Raw genomic sequence first — 16847 nt, 5'->3', positions numbered from 1 at the left:
TCCTGCGGCCATGATGAGATGCGGGGAAATCCGGCCCAGCTATGTCTTGCCTTCCTCGGGCCAGTAAAGCCGCATCGGATTGTCGATAAGGAGCTTGCGCTGCAAAGCTTCGGTACTTGCAAGGAGCGGGATCACGTCGACCAGGGCACCGTCGTCAGGCAATATACTTTCCATATTGGGATGGGGCCAGTCGGTCCCCCATAGGACGCGCTCCGAATAATCTTCGACGAGCGGTCGGACGGATCGGACGAAATCGGCATAGGGCGGTCCCTGAGGGTCGAGCCGGTCAGGGCAGGTGACCTTTGTCCAAATGTCGTCCCGGCTGTCGAGGAGTGCACGAAAGGCAACCATGTCCGCGCTGTCCGGTCCCTGCGATACGTCAGGGCGACCCATATGATCGACGACAATCGGCGTAGGAATCGCAGAGAGGAAGGGCTTCATCTCTTCAAGGATATCGGCCTCGAAATAGACGACGACATGCCATCCAAGCCTTTGGATCCGGTTCGCGATATCTAGGAATTTGTCCTTTGGCGCGTGGTCCACGAGGCGCTTGAGAAAATTGAAGCGCACCCCCCGGATGCCACCTTCGTGAAGGGCATCGAGATCGGCGTCCGAAATCGCCGGGTCGACGACCGCAACGCCCCGGCTGCGTCCGTTGGAGGCGGCGATAGCGTTCAGCGCCGCCCGATTGTCGGTGCCGTGACAACTTGCCTGAACGATCACGTTGCGGGAAAAGCCCAAGCGGTCACGGAGCGCGAAGAGCGCGTCGGGACCGGCGTCCTGCGGCAGATATTTCGCCTGCGGGCTGAAAGGAAATTGATCCATCGGACCGAAGACGTGGCAATGGGCATCGACCGCGCCGTCCGGAACAACGAAGCGCGGCAGTGAGGGCGTGAGGGCCCAGCTACGCACACGGCCTTGGGCATCGGTAGTCATGCGAAGATCAATCCATCCATCAACTTGCGTGCCGTGCGCAGCATTCCCGCTTCGACGGGCATGTCAAACGCATCGACGGCGACGACGCATTCCGTAATGCCCGTCGGATGCTCGACGCCGAGAATCTTCCTCGTGCCGTTGGACACCACAGCAACCGCTGCGGCCGGTGAACCCTTGACGAGGCAGGCGGTCGCTACGCTTACCGCGCCGAGCACTCCGATGGAGGCGTGCACGCGGTGCGGGATGAGCGAGCGCACCGCGATTGCCCCGCCATCGCGCGGCGCGGCGACGAGCATCATCTTGGGGACTGATTTTTCCGTGACATCGCCCAGATTCATTCGCAGTCCTGCCTTCAGACGGATCGCTTCGACCCTTTGCTTCATGGCGGTGTCGGCGTCGAGCGTCGCGCGGTCCTCATATCCGGTGATGCCGACGTCGGCGGCGGCAATCACGACGCATGGCATGCCGTTGTCGATCATTGTGACCTGGATGCCATTGATCTCGTCAACGCCGTTGCCGGTCGGCAGAAGCGCTCCGCAACTCGATCCGGCCGTATCGCGGAAGGCTAGGGGGATCGGCGCCGCGGCTCCTGGGACGCCGCTGATCGTGGCGTCTCCTTCATACTGGACCTTGCCGGCCGGCGTGCGCACGGTTGCGACCGCCACCTGATCTGTATTCTCCATATGGATGACGACGCGGGTTTCGCCCTCCTTCGCCGCAACCAGGCCGCGCTCTATGGCGAAGGGACCAATGCCGGCAAGGATGTTTCCGCAATTCTGGGCATCCGTCACGATTGGCTGATCGACGAAGATCTGCAGAAAAAGATAATCAATGTCGATGCCTGGCCGTTCCGACCGGCTGACCACAGCTACTTTGCTTGTCAGAGGATCGGCGCCACCCATGCCGTCAATCTGGCGCGGGTCAGGCGATCCTAGCGCGCGAAGCAGGAAGGCATCGCGCGCTGCGGGGTCGGCGGGCAAATCCTCCTTGAGGAAATAGCCCCCCTTCGACGTGCCGCCGCGCATCCACATGCAAGGTATGCCATCAGACATATTTTATGCCCATCTGGTCGAGACGAGGCCGCATGTCATAGATGTCGAGGCCGAGTTCGCCAGCCGCGAGCCGTTTGCGCTTGGTGTCCTCTGCGGCTTCGCGTGCCTCTGCCTTCTCGAGCACCGCCGCAGCGTCGGATCGCTTGACCACGCAGACGCCGTCGTCATCGGCAACGATCACGTCGCCAGCCTCGATCAGGGCGCCGGCGCACACAATGGACACATTCACCGACCCAGGCGTGGCCTTGACCGTTCCCTGCGCGAAGATGGCTTTCGACCAGACCGGAAACCCCATTTGGGTAAGATCGCGAACGTCTCGAACTCCGGCATCGATCACGAGGCCGCGACATCCGCGCGCCATGGCGCTCGTCGCGAGCAAGTCTCCGAAATAACCATCGACGCAGGGAGACGTGGGGGCAAGAACGAGGATGTCGCCGTCCTTCAGCTGTTCGATCGCCACATGCACCATCCAGTTGTCACCTGGTGGGGCGGAGATCGTCACCGCGCTGCCAGCGATCCTGGCACCGGAGTAGATCGGTCGCATATAATGGGCCAAAAGTCCGGTTCGTCCCTGTGCTTCATGAACGGTCGCTACACCTGCTGCGCCCAGTCCGTCTATGATAGCTCGTTCAGCCCGCTCGATATTCTGCACGACCACGCTCATTGCCACACTCCTGTCCTCATCCATAGCTCTCTGCATATGAAAGGCAGGCCGCCAATAGAACTTGTGGCCGAGCGATAAGTTTTTGCTATGTTATGTGTCGTGCTCGAGCCTTTTGACCTTAATCTGCGCCATTTGCGAGTCCTCGGCGATGTCATTGCGTATCGAAGCTTGAATCGAGCAGCTGAGGCGGCGGGACTTTCGCAGCCGGCGCTGACACAAGGCATCGGCAAGCTAGAGCGCCAGCTCGGAGTCGCGCTGTTCGAACGCTATTTCGATGGCGTCACGCCGACAACAGCGGGGAGTCTGCTCGCCGAGCGCGTTTCCCGGGCCATGGAGTATCTTGCCGCCGCCACGCCGCGCCTGGGCCGTAGGGGGGGCGCCGGCTTTGCACGGCCCGAACGGCTGATGACGGCTACCCAGCTTGAGGCTTTTCGTCATTTTGCTGATGCTCAGGGTTTTGCCGGCGCGGCTTTGGCAAGTGGCTTATCACAATCGGCCATTCACCGCGCCGTCCGAGAGCTCGAACAAATCTGTGGCGTGCCTCTGGCCGAGCGGCGCGGGCGCGGAATGATGTTGACGTCCGCGGGTCGGTCAGTGGCGCGAGGCATTCGCCTTGCTGCGGCCGAGATAGCCGCAGGCATCGGTGAAGCGCGTGGAGATGAGGGCTTCGGTGGCCGGATGGCTATTGGTGCGATGCCGTTAAGCCGCGCGTTGCTACTGCCCAGAGCGCTTGCCATGTTCGCACGCGACCTTCCGTCCGCCGTCGTCGATATCGTCGAAGGGTCATGGCGTGAACTCATAGATCCGCTCCTTGACGGTGTGGTGGATATCATGATCGGGGCGCTACGCGAGGCGCCGCCGGCAGGCGTCGAGCAGATTCCCCTCTTCACCGACCGTCTGGCCATATTTGGCGGGTGTCACCACAGCCTTGTAGGCCAAGCCGTCAGCCTGGAGACCCTCGCAGGGCAGTCGTGGGTGGTCGGTCCTGCCGGAACGCCGCTGCGTGCTCACTGGGAAGCCCTGTTTGAAGGAATGGTGAAGCCTTCGGTTCCGATCGAATGCGGATCCGTCATGGTCATCCGCGGGTTGCTTGCGCAAACAGATTTTCTGACCTTACTTTCCCCCGATCAGGTTGCCCTCGAGGTCCGTGCGGGAATGCTCGCGCGGGTCGGGCCAGATCTTCCCCATCGTATACGGACAATCGGCCTCACTACGCGGACGGGGTGGCATCCTACACGTTCGCAGCGCCAGATGCTCGATCGGCTTCATCTGGCGGCGCAGGAAACCAGACTTCCGGAAAGTCAATAGCAGCACCCGTAAATCGATTGGTCTCCTTCGCTCACGAAGGTCTAGACGGCTTCCATGAGCGATTGCGTTACCTTCATCGGTTTTGGCGAGGCGGGGCGTAATCTGGCCTGGCCAGGCGCACGGGCCTATGATCGAAAGACGGAAGACCCCAGCTCCCGCGGCGCTATGCAAGCAGACTATGCTGCGGCCGGCGTTGAGGGCGCTAAGGACGCGGGCACAGCGTTGGTCGGGACCAGCGCCGTGCTTTCCGTCGTAACGGCCGATCAGGCGCTACCAGCTGCCCAAAATTATGCCGGACTGCTGGAAAAAAAGACACTCTGGTTCGACATGAACAGTGTTGCGCCCGGAACAAAACGTCTGGCCGCCGAGATCGTCGAATCTGCTGGCGGCCGATATATCGACGTGGCGATTATGGCGCCGGTGCTGCCGAAGCGGCAGGCTGTGCCGCTGCTGGTTGCCGGGATTCACGCGCAAGAGGGTGCAGAGCGCCTTCTCGCGATGGGTTTTTCGGACGTTTCCGTCGCTGGTTCTGCCATTGGTGACGCATCGGCGATCAAGATGATCCGGTCCGTCATGGTCAAGGGGATGGAAGCGCTCAGCGCTGAGTGCATTCTCGCTGCCTATGCTGCCGGCGTTTCGGATGCCGTCATTGCATCGCTCGACGAAAGCTGGCGGAAGCAGCCGTGGGATCGGCGCATCGATTATAATCTCGATCGAATGCTCGTTCATGGGCTTCGCCGCGCCGCCGAGATGGAAGAGGCTGCCAAGACTCTCGAGGAACTTGGCCTCGATCCTGCAATGACCCGCGGGACAATCGCCCGGCAGCGGGCGCTTGGAACGATCGGAGTGCCGCCACCAAACGGCCTGACGGCAAAGCTCGATGCGATCCGAGCCGCAAATGGGGAGAAAAATGCGTGACTTTGATCATCGACTGTCATGGCCATTACACCGTGCTTCCGAAGGCGCACGACGCTTGGCGTGAGGCGCAGAAGGCAGCCTTCAAGGCCGGCAAGCCAGCGCCAGCTTATCCGGAAATTTCCGACGATGAAATCCGCGAAACAGTAGAGGCGAACCAGTTGCGACTGGTGAAGGAGCGCGGCGCAGATTTGACGATTTTCAGTCCCCGTGCGTCGGCAATGGCGCCGCATGTCGGCGACCAGTCGGTTGCGGTTCCATGGGCGCAAGCCTGCAACAACCTGATTGCGCGCGTTGTTGACCTGTTTCCGGAAACCTTTGTCGGCGTCTGTATGCTCCCGCAATCGCCGGAAGCGGACATGTCGAGTTCGATCGATGAACTTGAGCGCTGCGTTACCGAATTGGGGTTCGTTGGTTGCAACCTCAATCCTGACCCCGGAGGCGGGCATTTCCAGTCGCCCCCGCTGACCGACCGTTTCTGGTATCCCTTCTACGAGGCGATGGTAAAACTCGATGTACCGGCCATGATTCATGTGTCGGGAAGTTGTAATCCGGCCATGCACGCCACGGGTGGCTATTATCTCGCGGCCGATACGGTCGCCTTCATGCAATTGCTTGAAGGCGATTTGTTTGCAGACTTTCCGAATCTCCGCTTCATTATCCCGCACGGAGGCGGTGCCGTACCATATCATTGGGGCCGCTATCGGGGTCTTGCTGACATGCTCAAGAAGCCGAATCTCGATCAGCATCTGATGAACAATATTTTCTTCGACACTTGCGTATATCATCAGCCCGGGATCGACCTTCTCGCAGACGTAATCGACAACAAGAACATCCTTTTCGGGAGCGAGATGGTCGGAGCGGTGCGCGGTATCGATCCGACCACGGGCTTCTATTTCGATGACACTAAACGCTATGTCGATGCGCTCGATATCAGCGAGGCCGAGCGGCACGCGATCTTCGAGGGGAACGCCCGACGCGTATTTCCCCGGCTCGATGCGCGCCTGAAAGAGCGCTGCGCCTGATCGATGTCTGAATATAGCAAGCCATTCTTATCGGGAGAGCGGAATGAACGGCAAAACCAACCAGGAGAATCGGACGCGAATCTGTCCGACATGCCATCAACCGCTTCAGCCGCTCTATGTCGCGTCAGAGTTCGGTCCGTTGCTTCGCTGCGAATGCGGCCTGCGCCCTCTTATAGGTCCGGACGAGGCCCTGTTCCGCTATTCGGGGGTCGCCGCCGTAGTTGCGGCAGTGGCTCTTTTTGTCGCGCTCTGGCTGTTCGAATGAGGATGCCGATATTGTTAGGCATGATTACCATATGATCTCTGACACAAACATTCGCGATTATCTCGCACAGCTTGAGGATATTCCCGGTACGCGCGTCTTCACTGCCGCGCGCGCACGTCAAGGCTATCATCTCAATCAGTTCGCGATGAGTCTCATGAAGTCCGAGAACCGGGAGCGCTGGAAGGCAGATGAGCGCGCCTACCTTGAGGACTGGCAACTCTCAGAGGAACAGAAGGCAGCTGTGCTTGCGCGCGACTACAACACGCTTCTGGATTTAGGCGGAAATATCTACTTTCTCTCCAAAATATTCTCGACCGACGGACTGAGCTTCGTACAGGCCGTCAGTACGATGACGGGGGTCTCGGTAGAGGAATATCAGGCGATGATGAACGCAGGCGGCCGTTCGCCGGATGGATTGCGGTCGAAGAGGGAAGGGCGCTGAGATGGCGAGGATTACCGCTGGAATTGCGTCGAGCCACGTCCCTCTGCTCGGCGTGGCCCATGACCAGGGCAAGGATCGGGATGACTATTTCGGACCGATTTTTGCGGGCTACGACTGGACGCGGGAATGGGAGAAGTCGGAAAAGCCCGACGTAATCATCCTCGTTTATAACGATCATGCCAGTGCCTTCGACATGAAGGTTATTCCCACTTTCGCAATTGGCTGTGGCGATCATTATAAGCCGGCCGATGAAGGCTGGGGTCCGCGCCAAGTGCCGGATGTCTTCGGCCATGCCGACCTCGCCTGGCACATCGCACAGAGCCTCATTCTCGATGAGTTCGACATGACGATCATCAACGAGATGGATGTCGATCATGGCCTGACCGTGCCCCTGACCATGATGTTCGGCGCGGTCGACGCATGGCCCTGCAAGGTCGTTCCTCTCGCGGTCAATGTCGTGACTTATCCGCCTCCCTCAGGCAATCGCTGCTGGTCACTCGGCGAGGCAATCGCTCGTGCAGTCGCCAGCTTTCCCGAGGATCTCAATGTCCAGGTCTGGGGAACGGGCGGCATGAGCCACCAGCTTCAGGGGCCCCGTGCCGGTCTGATCAACCGCCAATGGGACAATCTGTTCCTCGACGGTCTGATTGGCGAGAGCGATCATTTGCGGCGAATCCCGCATATCGAATATCTGCGGGAGACGGGCTCCGAAGGCATCGAGATGGTGATGTGGCTCATCATGCGCGGCGCGCTGGGCAAACGGACCCTGGCGCTCCACCGCCATTATCATGTTCCCTGCAGCAACACCGCCATCGGTCATCTCGTCCTCCGTCCCGACAATGGCCAAGAACTCGACATGACGATCAGCGGAGCCTCGGTCGCCGCTCTGACCGAATGAACAATGCCCAAGCGGGCAATGAACTGGAGAATAGATGTGAAGATTGCACTCGCCGGCGCCGGCGCCTTCGGGGAAAAGCACCTCGACGGCCTCAGAAACATTGATGGTGTTGAAGTCGTTTCGCTTGTTGGGCGTCGCCTAGAGCCGACGCGGGCGGTCGCCGACAAATATGGCATTGGTCACGCAACGATCGAACTCGCCGAGGCCCTCGAACAACCGGGCCTCGACGCGGTGATCCTGTGCACCCCGACCCAGATGCATGCCGCCCAGGCGATCCAGTGCATGGAGGCGGGAAAGCACGTCCAGGTCGAAATCCCGCTCTGCGACAGTCTCGCGGACGGCGAAGCGGTGCTGAAGAAGCAACAGGAAACCGGTCTCGTCGCGATGGTCGGCCACACCCGCCGCTTCAATCCGAGCCATCAATATCTGCACAAGAAGATTGCCGCAGGCGAACTCGCTATCCAGCAGATGGACGTCCAGACCTATTTCTTCCGCCGCCAGAACATCAATGCGAAGGGTGAAGCTCGGTCGTGGACCGACCATCTGCTCTGGCACCACGCTGCGCATACGGTCGACCTTTTCGCTTGGCAAGCGGGGCCGATCGTGGCCGCCAATGCCATCGAGGGGCCGCATCATCCCGAGCTCGGTATCGCTATGGACATGTCGATTCAGCTCAAGGCTGAAAGCGGCGCCATCTGCAGCCTGTCGCTCTCGTTCAACAACGACGGGCCGCTCGGCACCTTTTTCCGATACATTTGCGACAACGGCACTTGGCTTGCTCGCTACGACGATCTCGTCACCGGCAAGGAAGCGGTCGTTGACGTCAGCAAGGTCGATGTCTCGATGAACGGCATCGAATTGCAGGACCGCGAATTCATCGCAGCCATTCGCGAAGGACGCGAGCCGAATGCAAGCGTAACACAGGTGATACCGTGCTATCGAGTGCTTGATAAGCTCGAAAGGCAGCTCGAGGCCGCGCGTTAACGAGACCTGGCTCTTATCATGAAGCCCTCGATTCCTGTTTGCAGATCGGCCCATTTGATGTCTCGGCGTTCGGTCTCGGCTGCATGAAGCTTTCTCACGCCTATCTGCTGAGGTCTGAGCGGAACGAAGCAGAAGCGCTGCTGGTTCACGAGTTGGATCCACGCGTAATCCTGTTCGATACCGCCGCTCTCTATGGCTTCGGAGCCAACGAAGAGCGGGTCGGCCGAACCATCGTGCACCGTCGCGGTCAATCCACCCTCGCCGGCAAATGCATATTAGCCGAGATCGATGGTAAGCGCGGACCAGATGGATTTCCCATCGCCGTTGCGCGTGCCTCTCATGGCGCTGTAGGACCTGACTCAGGGTCGAACGCATCAAATTCCGGTCGTGTACAAGGCGTAGAGAGACGTCCAACCCATCCGTTCACTGGCTTGGCCTCCTTGTCGCGCCACGCAACGGACGGACACTAAAAGCATGGGTACCGTAGCGGAGGACATAGCGTGATGGAATTCGACGTGGTGATTGTGGGTGCGGGGCATGGCGGCGCACAGGTGGCGGTAATGCTGCGTACGCAGAAGTTCGAGGGGTCGATCGCGATCATCGGCGACGAGCCCGAGCTTCCCTACGAGCGCCCGCCCTTGTCGAAGGAATATTTCGCGGGGGAGAAGGAATTCGAGCGCATCCAGCTGCGCCCCGCCAAATATTGGGACGAACGCGAGGTGACGATGCTGCTGGGCAAGCGCGTCGTCTCGGTCGATCCCGCCGGGCATAGCGTCACTACCGACGCCGGCGAGGCGATCGGTTATGGCAAGCTCGTCTGGGCGACCGGCGGAGCTCCTCGCATGCTGCCGATCCCCGGCGGCGACCTGCCGGGCGTACAGGGGGTGCGCACCCGCGCTGACGCCGATGCGATGAAGGCGGCGTCGGAGACGGCAGGTCAGATCGTCGTGATCGGCGGCGGCTATATCGGGCTCGAAGCGGCTGCCGTTCTCAACAAGGCGGGCAAGAAGGTCGTGCTTCTGGAGGCGCTGGATCGCGTCCTCGCGCGCGTCGCGGGCGTCGATCTGTCGCGTTTCTACGAGAAGGAGCATCGCGACCATGGCGTCGATCTGCGGCTTGGCGTGTGTGTCGACGCGATCGAGGGCGACACGCATGTGACCGGCGTGCGGCTCGCCGATGGCGAGGTCGTCCCCGCCGATCTGGTCATCGTCGGCATCGGCATCGTCCCGGCGGTCGAACCGCTGGTCGCGGCGGGGGCCGAGGGCGGCAACGGCGTGCTTGTTGACCGGCATTGCAAGACGAGCCTGCCCGACATTTATGCGATCGGCGATTGTGCTGCGCACGAGAATCATTTTGCCGAGGGCGCGACGATCCGGCTGGAGTCGGTGCAGAACGCCAACGACCAGGCGAATGTCGTCGCCAAGGGCATCGTTGGCGACGAGGCGCCCTATCATGCGATCCCGTGGTTCTGGTCGAACCAGTACGACCTCAAGCTCCAGACGGCGGGCCTCTCGACCGGGCACGACCAGACGGTGCTGCGCGGCGACCCCGCGAACCGCAGCTTCTCGGTCGTCTACCTCAAAGCCGGCAAGGTCATCGCTCTCGACTGCGTCAATGCGACCAGGGATTATGTCCAGGGCCGCATGATCGTCACCGCCGGGCTTCATGCAACCCCCGAGCAACTTGCCGACACAGAAACGCCGCTGAAGTCGTTGATCCCGGAATAACGCATTTAGGCAACCGGTTTGAGAAGTGCTTGCGGCGCGCGATGTGCTTTGCCTAATCGACGACATCGCGCCGATGCCGGGTCCTGCCGCCGTAGCGAGGCGCCCTCGACGGTCCATGGACCTGTCCTCCGATCAGGCGCTGGTCTCAACTCCGGTTATGAGGGACATTGCTGACTATTTTCGCATGGAACATTGTCGTTTCCTCTCCGCCATCCTGTCGGAAGGGATAGCGTAGAGGTCGTTGCTGTTTGGTGGGTCGCGAGAGTGTGTGGAAATGGCCTCCGAGTTACCAAGGAATCCCGCGTCCACCGAGGATGGCGTTATCGGCGGATTTTCGTAAGCCGCCATAAGATCCTGACAGGACGAATAGCGGAACTTTTCATGGCTCGATGAAAAGTTAGATACGCCGCAAATTCGCAGATCGTGATGGACTGAAGCTTTTTGGGGCTAAGGCCCAGCTTTCTTTTGTGTGCAGTGTCAGGTCCCGGATATACTCAATGTACCTGAGGTCGGCAGATCAGCAGATGACGATTGCTTCGGCCGATTGCAAAGCCTTGAGAGCATGGGCGCGCATCTCGAGCCTGCACCGACCGAATTGGAGGAGTTAAGCCTGACATGTCCGATAATCTCCGTGTAGTAGACGAATTCCTGATCGACCCGACGCTCATGTCGGTTGAGCCGACGCCGATCCAGATTTCGGAACCCATGAAGCGCACGATCAATACAGCTGAGGAACGCGAAGTTCCGATGGTTTTCGCCTACATCGACGAGAAGGGCGGAATTAAACAGACGTTTCGCGGGAGCATCCACGTCCACGGTCCGCAGCAACTGTCTTTTTGGAATCGGGACCCCAACGGCGGGCTCATCCGAGCGCTCGCCGCCGGCTACGAGAATGTGTGCACGACCTATCGCGAGCGCGATACGCCTCGCCTTATCCAGTTCCACGGTCGGGCTCGCGTCGTCGAAGACAAGGATGAAGCGAAGCGCGTGTGGCAGGAATCTCCGGAGCTGGAACGAAATCTGGCCCACGGCCGCAACGGGGTTGGCGTTATCATTGAACTCGATCGCGTGCAGGGGATCGAACAATCTTCTGACGCCGGCGAGTGGGAACCCTTCGCAATGAAGCGTTCGTGATGAAACAGCCGGTGGAAGAAGGATGAAGAGCGCATGATTCTTGTTACAGGGGCGACAGGCAATGTTGGCGCGCCGACAGTTCGAAAGCTCCTTGAGCGCGGCGCCGATGTTCGCGTTTTCGTTCGGGACAAGGGCCGACTGGGCGAGGTTGCCGAAAAGGTCGACGTGGTCGTGGGCGATTTCGCTGACAAAACCGCGCTGCGAAAGGCCATGCGCGGCATCAAGCGCTTGTATCTGCATGCGCTTGGCGACGAGAACGATGAGATTGCCGCAGCGTTGGCGGCAGCCCGCGATGAAGGGGTCGCGCACGTCGTCCATCTTTCCTCGCTGTCCGCTTCGATGCCGGGACCTGCCGCGGCGAAATGGTTTCTCGGTAGGGAGAGTCTCGTCGCGGACGCGGGCTTCCAGTGGACTATGTTGCGCCCGGGATTCTTCATGTCGAATGTCATGCGCTGGCTTCCCGCAATCCGGGAGCAGGGCGTGGTTCGTTGGATTCCCGGCCGTTTCGCGCCCGTTGACACGCGGGACGTCGGTGCGGTCGCTGCTGCGGCGTTGACCGAGCCAGGGCATGAGGGGAAAGTCTACGACCTCACAGGGCCCGACGTGATGGACTCGAAGATGCAGGTTGAGATTATTTCCGACGTGCTCGGGCGGCCCGTCGGGTTTGAAGAAATCTCACCGGATGATGTCATCAACGGTCTCCGCGCAACGGGTGCCCCCGAGGCCCGGATTGAATTCGCGCGCGCCGTGGCTGAATCGATGGCGAGTGATCAATGGCCGGTGGTGACGAACACCGTCGAGGAGTTGACCGGTCAGCGCCCTTGCACATTCCGTCAGTGGTGTATCGACCATGTGGCGGACTTTAAGTAACGGAAATCGATGGATGATCTGACCGGCGAACGGGAAAGTTTCCAGCGCGTAATTGCGTCCATCGACACTATGAGAGGATATTCAAATGCGGCGAGGCATGCATCACATTGGGTTGGCGACGACCGACTATGAAGCGACCGTGGATTTTTACACGAAGGTCATCGGCTGGGAGATCGCGTGGCAGGACTTGATGAAGACGCCCGATGACACTGTGCTTGTACGGCACGTCTTCTTCGACACGGGTGACGGTTCCTATGTCGCTTTCATGGCACCGACGCCGGCTTTGCCCGGCACGCCAGCGTCGTGGGCGACAGATATCAACTCCGGCCTGGGCGTTCCTCCCCATGTCTACCATTTCGCGTTCTGGCTCGACACGATGGAGGAGTTGGAACAACTCCAGGGTCAGATCCGCGAGCGCGGAGCGACGGCGAGCGAGATTATAGATCACGATGGGTGGACTGCTGGGTTCGTTGTACGCGACCCTAACGGCCTGCTGATCGAATTCGCTTGCACCACGCGTGAGCTCACCGAAGATGACAAGCTGCTGAAGCCGCGCGGTGCTCCCAATATTCCAGGGCATGAAGGGAGCCCCGAAAACCGGGCGCGCGATGCCGGGATTATCATGAATCTTCCGCCCGACCAGGCGGTGAAGCTCCTAGCCGAACTGGAGCCCAAGGAGGTGCCCGCAAAATGAATGACAGAAGCTCTACCATGGCCCCCCTGCGGGCGTTCCTGACCGATCCGACCGATACGCATGCACAAGCGCTGCGTCCGCATCTGGCGAGCGAGGTTGCTGTATCGGTCCATACAACCAACGAGAAAGGGCGCGACGCAGCCATCGAGGCGTTGCAGCAATCGCTGCTTCATCATGTGGTATATGGTGGCCAGTGGGAAGAACCGAAGAATGACGGCGAGGGCATCACTCAGGTATTGGCGATGCCGGCCAAGGGGATCGCGGCCGGCTGCAAGTTCCACTGCACGTTTAATGATCGCGGTGAGATTCAGCATCTCGAAGGGGAATGGCTCCTGCCTCCCGCGACACTCACGCCGGAGCCCGTCGTGCTCACGGCCGCGATGCGGACTAGGCTTAACGATGCTGAAGCCGACGGGATGCCGATCCTCTTTGCCTATGTCACCCCTGATGGCCGGCCTGAGCAAATCTATCGAGGTAGCACCCATACCCACGGCGATGGCCAGCTGGCATTTTGGAATCCGCGGGCGGACGGAAGCTTTTTGACCTCAATCGCCAAGAATCCCCTCGTCAGCGCGATCTATCGCCATGATGAGAGCCATGAAATGCTCGAGATGTCGGGCCGCGCGCGGCTCGTGGAAAACGATGCGGAAGCGCAAGGGATCTATGAAGCCCGACCGGATGTGACGCAGCGTATAGATCCAAGGCGTTCCGGCGCGGCAGTGGTCATCGAACTTGAGCGTGTGACCGGCCTCATCCACGCGGCTGGAACCGGAGCGATTGAGAGAATTCTCATGGTCCGCGAAAGTACTTCGTAGGCCATATTATCCCGGGCGATCTCACCGTTCGTCCGGGATAAGTCGGGCGCTTGTCCGCCCTGCGTGCGGCCCTCCTGTTCCGCCATTCGATAGACAGGATGCCGCGCCAAGCTGCGGCGTCATGGGACCACGCCACGGCGCCTTCGAGGCCAAAACCGTTCGGCCACTCCGAGGGCGGTTGTCTGGAGGATATTGATGCCTAGTACTATCAGTCAGCGGCACCGTCTTCACGGTGAGAGGGCGCGGCATCTAGACCTCTGCGCGCCAAACGCGCTGGCGATGTTCGAACAGATCGTGGAGGCGAATCCGGACGTCACGCTCGTTCGTTATTTTGGGCGATCGCTTTCAGTCTCCGAGGTCGATCAGCTAAGCGATGCGGCGTCTTGCGCCCTGGCTGCCCACGGCGTCACTCGCGGCGCGCGCGTCGGGCTAATTCTTCAAAATGTGCCTGAGGTCATCATAGCCATCCTGGCGGCCTGGAAACTCGGCGCCATTATCGTGCCCTGAGAACGGCGGAGCAATATTCGACCACGGTAGCGGCGGGATAGTCCTGCTGCGGGCGGCGTAAAAGTCGTCCACCTTGAAGCCTTTCTGCCGAGTCAGGGAGGTGTGGGGATCTACAGCGGCGGAGCAATATTCGACCACGGTAGCGGCGGGATAGTCCTGCTGCGGGCGGCGTAAAAGTCGTCCACCTTGAAGCCTTTCTGCCGAGTCAGGGAGGTGTGGGGATCTACAGCGTGGAACTTTATCTTCAGGTCCGTCTGGCTTGCGCGGATGGCATGAGCCAACGGGCGGCGGCGAAGCGTTTCAATGTGTCGCGCGAAACGGTACGCAAGATGCTGTCGTTTTCATCGCCGCCGGGTTACCGGCGCCAGTCCGTACCGCAGCGCCCGAAGCTGGACGGGTTTGTGGCGATCATTGATGGATGGCTTGAGGGTGACCGCAGTGTCCCGCGCAAGCAACGCCATACGGCGAAGCGGGTATTCGACCGTTTGCGCACCGAGCATGGTTTCACCGGCGGCTATACGATCATCAAGGATTACATCCGGGAGCGCGAACAGCGCAGCCGGGAGATGTTCGTGCCGCTGGCGCACCCTGCGGGAGATGCGCAGGCCGATTTCGGGGAAGCGCTGGTGGAGATCGGCGGGGTGGAGCAGAAGGCCTACTTCTTCGCGCTCGATCTGCCGCACAGTGATGCCTGCTATGTGCGGGCCTATCCGGCGGCGGTGGCGGAGGCCTGGGTGGACGGACACGTGCATGCCTTCGCGTTTTTCGGCGCGGTACCGCGCTCGATCGTCTATGACAACGATCGCTGCCTTGTGACGAAGATCCTGCCCGACGGCACGCGGCAGCGTGCCACGCTGTTCAGCGCTTTCCTGTCACATTACGTGATCCGCGACCGCTATGCTCGCCCGGGCAAGGGGAACGAGAAAGGCAATGTGGAGGGGCTGGTAGGCTATTGCCGGCGCAACTTCATGGTGCCGATCCCGAAGTTCCCGACCTGGGAGGCGTTCAACCTGTGGCTGGAGGAGCAATGCCGCAAGCGCCAGCAGGACAAGGTGCGCGGGCAGAGCGAGACGATCGGTGAGCGGCTGCAGCGCGATCTCGCGGCCATGCAGCCTCTGCCCGCTACACCCTTCGAGGCCTGCGATCAGAAAGGCGGGAGGGTCTCCTCGCAATCCCTGGTGCGCTACAGGACCAACGATTATTCGGTTCCGGTGGCCTGGGGCCATCAGGAGGTCTGGATCAGGGCCTATGTCGATGAGGTGGTGATCGGCTGCCGCAGCGAAGTCATCGCCCGTCATCCTCGTTGCTATGCCCGCGAGGAGGTTGTCTTCGACCCGCTCCATTATCTCCCGCTGATCGAGCAGAAGATCAACGCATTCGACCAGGCTGCGCCTTTGCAGGGCTGGGACCTGCCCGAAGCGTTCACGACACTGCAGCGGTTGATGGAAGGGCGCATGCACAAACATGGCAGGCGCGAATATGTGCAGGTACTGCGCCTGCTGGAAACGTTCACCCTCGCCGATCTCCAGGCGGCGGTCGAACAGGCCATCGATCTTGGCGCCATCGGCTTCGATGCCGTCAAGCACCTCGTCCTGTGCCGGATCGAACGCGTACCGCCCAGGCTGGACCTGGACGTCTATCCCTTCCTGCCACGCACCACGGTCGAGAAGACCTTTGCCAGAGCCTATCTGAGCCTGCTCTCCGACCGGCAGGAGGCCGCATGAGCGATCAGGCCCCGGAGATCCTTCTCGCTCACCATCTCAAGGCGCTCAAGCTGCCTACGTGCCTGCGTGAGCATCACAAGCTCGCGCGGCAATGTGCCGCTGAAGGCGTCGATCATATCCGCTTCCTCGCCCGCCTCGTCGAGATGGAAATGATCGACAGGGAGCGTCGCATGGTCGAGCGGCGCATCAAGGCCGCGCGCTTCCCCGCCGTCAAAAGCCTCGACAGCTTCGACTTCGCCGCCATCCCCAGGCTCAACAAGATGCAGGTGCTCGAGATGGCGCGCTGCGAGTGGATCGAGCGGCGTGAGAACGCCATCGCTCTGGGGCCATCAGGCACCGGAAAGACGCACGTAGCGTTGGGGCTCGGACTGGCAGCATGCCAGAAAGGACTGTCGGTGGGCTTCACCACCGCGGCAGCGCTGGTCAGCGAAATGATGGAGGCCCGCGACGAGCGCCGTCTTCTGCGCTTCCAGAAGCAGATGGCCGGATACAAGCTGCTCATCATCGACGAACTGGGCTTTGTGCCGCTCTCCAAGACCGGCGCCGAACTGTTGTTCGAGCTGATCTCCCAGCGTTACGAACGCGGCTCCACCTTCATCACCAGCAACCTGCCCTTCGACGAATGGACCGAAACCTTCGGATCTGAGCGTCTCACAGGCGCGCTCCTCGATCGCCTGACCCATCACGTCAGCATCCTCGAGATGAACGGCGAAAGCTATCGCCTCGCGCACAGCCGGGCCCGCAAGGCCAAAACCAGACCCTGAAAATTACACCAATGCCGGGGGGAGTGGCCCTCGGGCTACGCCCTCACGCCACTCCCCCCGGCATGTAACACGATGGCCTGGTTTTACGCCGCCGAATGGCCGACTTTTGCTCCGCCGTTGACA

The 16847-nt window shown here is 60.6% G+C and carries 19 protein-coding genes; 15 read left to right on the top strand and 4 right to left on the bottom strand.

Annotated features, from left to right (window positions below; all coding sequences use genetic code 11):
• Window positions 1-39 precede the first annotated feature (39 nt).
• Genes FG95_RS14550 through FG95_RS14540 form a run of 3 tightly spaced genes read right to left on the bottom strand, consistent with a single transcriptional unit; the run spans window position 40 to window position 2652 of the window.
• Window positions 40-936, bottom strand: coding sequence for an amidohydrolase family protein (locus FG95_RS14550; protein ID WP_037556814.1), 897 nt, complete (start codon window positions 934-936; stop codon window positions 40-42).
• Entirely contained in the window at window positions 933-1988 is a 1056-nt protein-coding gene (locus FG95_RS14545; protein ID WP_037556813.1) for a 4-oxalomesaconate tautomerase, read from the bottom strand. The genes FG95_RS14550 and FG95_RS14545 overlap by 4 nt, the downstream gene beginning before the upstream one ends.
• Complete coding sequence (locus FG95_RS14540; protein WP_037556820.1) at window positions 1981-2652, bottom strand: 4-carboxy-4-hydroxy-2-oxoadipate aldolase/oxaloacetate decarboxylase; 672 nt, start codon at window positions 2650-2652, stop codon at window positions 1981-1983. Before FG95_RS14540 ends, FG95_RS14545 begins: the two co-directional genes overlap by 8 nt.
• An 87-nt stretch (window positions 2653-2739) precedes the next feature.
• On the opposite strand from FG95_RS14540, the gene FG95_RS14535 reads away from it, so the two are divergent.
• The 7 genes from FG95_RS14535 to FG95_RS14510 are packed head-to-tail and all read left to right on the top strand — an operon-like array spanning window position 2740 to window position 8489.
• Window positions 2740-3960: a LysR family transcriptional regulator gene (locus FG95_RS14535; RefSeq protein WP_037556812.1), complete on the top strand. Its 1221-nt coding sequence runs from the start codon at window positions 2740-2742 to the stop codon at window positions 3958-3960.
• Between the two features lie 54 nt (window positions 3961-4014).
• On the top strand, window positions 4015-4878 hold the full coding sequence (locus FG95_RS14530) for an NAD(P)-dependent oxidoreductase (protein ID WP_037556811.1): 864 nt from the start codon (window positions 4015-4017) through the stop codon (window positions 4876-4878).
• Window positions 4875-5900, top strand: coding sequence for an amidohydrolase family protein (locus tag FG95_RS14525; protein WP_037556810.1), 1026 nt, complete (start codon window positions 4875-4877; stop codon window positions 5898-5900). The genes FG95_RS14530 and FG95_RS14525 overlap by 4 nt, the downstream gene beginning before the upstream one ends.
• Window positions 5901-5943: 43 nt before the next feature.
• The gene (locus FG95_RS20585; protein WP_152567664.1) at window positions 5944-6165 is read left to right on the top strand and encodes a hypothetical protein; all 222 of its coding nucleotides are present in this window, start codon (window positions 5944-5946) and stop codon (window positions 6163-6165) included.
• 31 nt (window positions 6166-6196) lie between these two features.
• Complete coding sequence (gene ligA / locus FG95_RS14520; RefSeq protein WP_037556809.1) at window positions 6197-6607, top strand: protocatechuate 4,5-dioxygenase subunit alpha; 411 nt, start codon at window positions 6197-6199, stop codon at window positions 6605-6607.
• Between the two features lies 1 nt (window position 6608).
• Entirely contained in the window at window positions 6609-7505 is an 897-nt protein-coding gene (locus tag FG95_RS14515) for a class III extradiol dioxygenase subunit beta (protein ID WP_037556808.1), read from the top strand.
• A 36-nt stretch (window positions 7506-7541) separates the two neighbouring features.
• A complete protein-coding gene (locus FG95_RS14510) occupies window positions 7542-8489 on the top strand; it encodes a Gfo/Idh/MocA family oxidoreductase (RefSeq protein WP_200880207.1) in 948 nt (315 codons plus the stop codon).
• On the opposite strand, the gene FG95_RS14505 is transcribed toward FG95_RS14510, so the two are convergent.
• On the bottom strand, window positions 8486-8740 hold the full coding sequence (locus tag FG95_RS14505) for a hypothetical protein (protein WP_037556806.1): 255 nt from the start codon (window positions 8738-8740) through the stop codon (window positions 8486-8488). The two genes, FG95_RS14510 and FG95_RS14505, sit on opposite strands and share 4 nt — an antisense overlap.
• A gap of 252 nt (window positions 8741-8992) precedes the next feature.
• Between FG95_RS14505 and FG95_RS14500 the strand changes: the two genes are divergently transcribed.
• The 8 genes from FG95_RS14500 (at window position 8993) to istB (ending at window position 16724) form a co-directional block, all read left to right on the top strand.
• Window positions 8993-10216 (top strand): NAD(P)/FAD-dependent oxidoreductase, encoded by a 1224-nt coding sequence (locus tag FG95_RS14500; protein ID WP_037556805.1) that lies wholly within the window; start codon window positions 8993-8995, stop codon window positions 10214-10216.
• 615 nt (window positions 10217-10831) lie between these two features.
• Window positions 10832-11350, top strand: a complete 519-nt coding sequence (locus FG95_RS14490; RefSeq protein ID WP_037556803.1) for a hypothetical protein — start codon at window positions 10832-10834, stop codon at window positions 11348-11350.
• A gap of 33 nt (window positions 11351-11383) precedes the next feature.
• Entirely contained in the window at window positions 11384-12220 is an 837-nt protein-coding gene (locus tag FG95_RS14485) for an NAD(P)H-binding protein (RefSeq protein ID WP_037556802.1), read from the top strand.
• Window positions 12221-12305: 85 nt separating this feature from the next.
• Entirely contained in the window at window positions 12306-12914 is a 609-nt protein-coding gene (locus FG95_RS14480; RefSeq protein ID WP_081933166.1) for a VOC family protein, read from the top strand.
• Window positions 12911-13729: a hypothetical protein gene (locus tag FG95_RS14475; protein ID WP_152567663.1), complete on the top strand. Its 819-nt coding sequence runs from the start codon at window positions 12911-12913 to the stop codon at window positions 13727-13729. The genes FG95_RS14480 and FG95_RS14475 overlap by 4 nt, the downstream gene beginning before the upstream one ends.
• Before the next feature lie 279 nt (window positions 13730-14008).
• Window positions 14009-14236 carry an AMP-binding protein gene (locus FG95_RS14470; RefSeq protein ID WP_161786562.1) on the top strand — a complete coding sequence of 76 codons (228 nt, stop codon included), beginning with the start codon at window positions 14009-14011 and terminating at the stop codon, window positions 14234-14236.
• A 230-nt stretch (window positions 14237-14466) separates the two neighbouring features.
• Window positions 14467-15960 carry an IS21 family transposase gene (gene istA / locus FG95_RS14465; RefSeq protein WP_011950768.1) on the top strand — a complete coding sequence of 498 codons (1494 nt, stop codon included), beginning with the start codon at window positions 14467-14469 and terminating at the stop codon, window positions 15958-15960.
• Window positions 15957-16724, top strand: coding sequence for an IS21-like element ISSsp5 family helper ATPase IstB (gene istB / locus FG95_RS14460; protein ID WP_007686288.1), 768 nt, complete (start codon window positions 15957-15959; stop codon window positions 16722-16724). The genes istA and istB overlap by 4 nt, the downstream gene beginning before the upstream one ends.
• The last annotated feature ends 123 nt before the right edge of the window (window positions 16725-16847 follow it).

Source organism: Sphingopyxis sp. LC363 (assembly GCF_000756385.1).
GTDB lineage: Bacteria > Pseudomonadota > Alphaproteobacteria > Sphingomonadales > Sphingomonadaceae > Sphingopyxis.
The sequence above is the reverse complement of the archived record's forward strand: the minus strand, read 5'-3'. Positions and strand labels throughout refer to the sequence as shown.

Excerpts from the sequence above, each read along its gene's own strand:
- FG95_RS14480 (WP_081933166.1), top strand. The coding sequence starts at position 12,306 with ATGCGGCGAGGCATGCATCACATTGGGTTGGCGACGACCGACTATGAA.
- FG95_RS14500 (WP_037556805.1), top strand. The coding sequence starts at position 8,993 with ATGGAATTCGACGTGGTGATTGTGGGTGCGGGGCATGGCGGCGCACAG.
- FG95_RS14535 (WP_037556812.1), top strand. The coding sequence starts at position 2,740 with ATGTTATGTGTCGTGCTCGAGCCTTTTGACCTTAATCTGCGCCATTTG.
- FG95_RS14485 (WP_037556802.1), top strand. The coding sequence starts at position 11,384 with ATGATTCTTGTTACAGGGGCGACAGGCAATGTTGGCGCGCCGACAGTT.
- FG95_RS14550 (WP_037556814.1), bottom strand. The coding sequence starts at position 936 with ATGACTACCGATGCCCAAGGCCGTGTGCGTAGCTGGGCCCTCACGCCC.
- FG95_RS14490 (WP_037556803.1), top strand. The coding sequence starts at position 10,832 with ATGTCCGATAATCTCCGTGTAGTAGACGAATTCCTGATCGACCCGACG.
- FG95_RS14470 (WP_161786562.1), top strand. The coding sequence starts at position 14,009 with ATGTTCGAACAGATCGTGGAGGCGAATCCGGACGTCACGCTCGTTCGT.
- istB (WP_007686288.1), top strand. The coding sequence starts at position 15,957 with ATGAGCGATCAGGCCCCGGAGATCCTTCTCGCTCACCATCTCAAGGCG.
- FG95_RS14545 (WP_037556813.1), bottom strand. The coding sequence starts at position 1,988 with ATGTCTGATGGCATACCTTGCATGTGGATGCGCGGCGGCACGTCGAAG.
- ligA (WP_037556809.1), top strand. The coding sequence starts at position 6,197 with ATGATCTCTGACACAAACATTCGCGATTATCTCGCACAGCTTGAGGAT.
- FG95_RS14540 (WP_037556820.1), bottom strand. The coding sequence starts at position 2,652 with ATGAGCGTGGTCGTGCAGAATATCGAGCGGGCTGAACGAGCTATCATA.
- FG95_RS14475 (WP_152567663.1), top strand. The coding sequence starts at position 12,911 with ATGAATGACAGAAGCTCTACCATGGCCCCCCTGCGGGCGTTCCTGACC.
- FG95_RS14530 (WP_037556811.1), top strand. The coding sequence starts at position 4,015 with ATGAGCGATTGCGTTACCTTCATCGGTTTTGGCGAGGCGGGGCGTAAT.
- FG95_RS20585 (WP_152567664.1), top strand. The coding sequence starts at position 5,944 with ATGAACGGCAAAACCAACCAGGAGAATCGGACGCGAATCTGTCCGACA.
- FG95_RS14515 (WP_037556808.1), top strand. The coding sequence starts at position 6,609 with ATGGCGAGGATTACCGCTGGAATTGCGTCGAGCCACGTCCCTCTGCTC.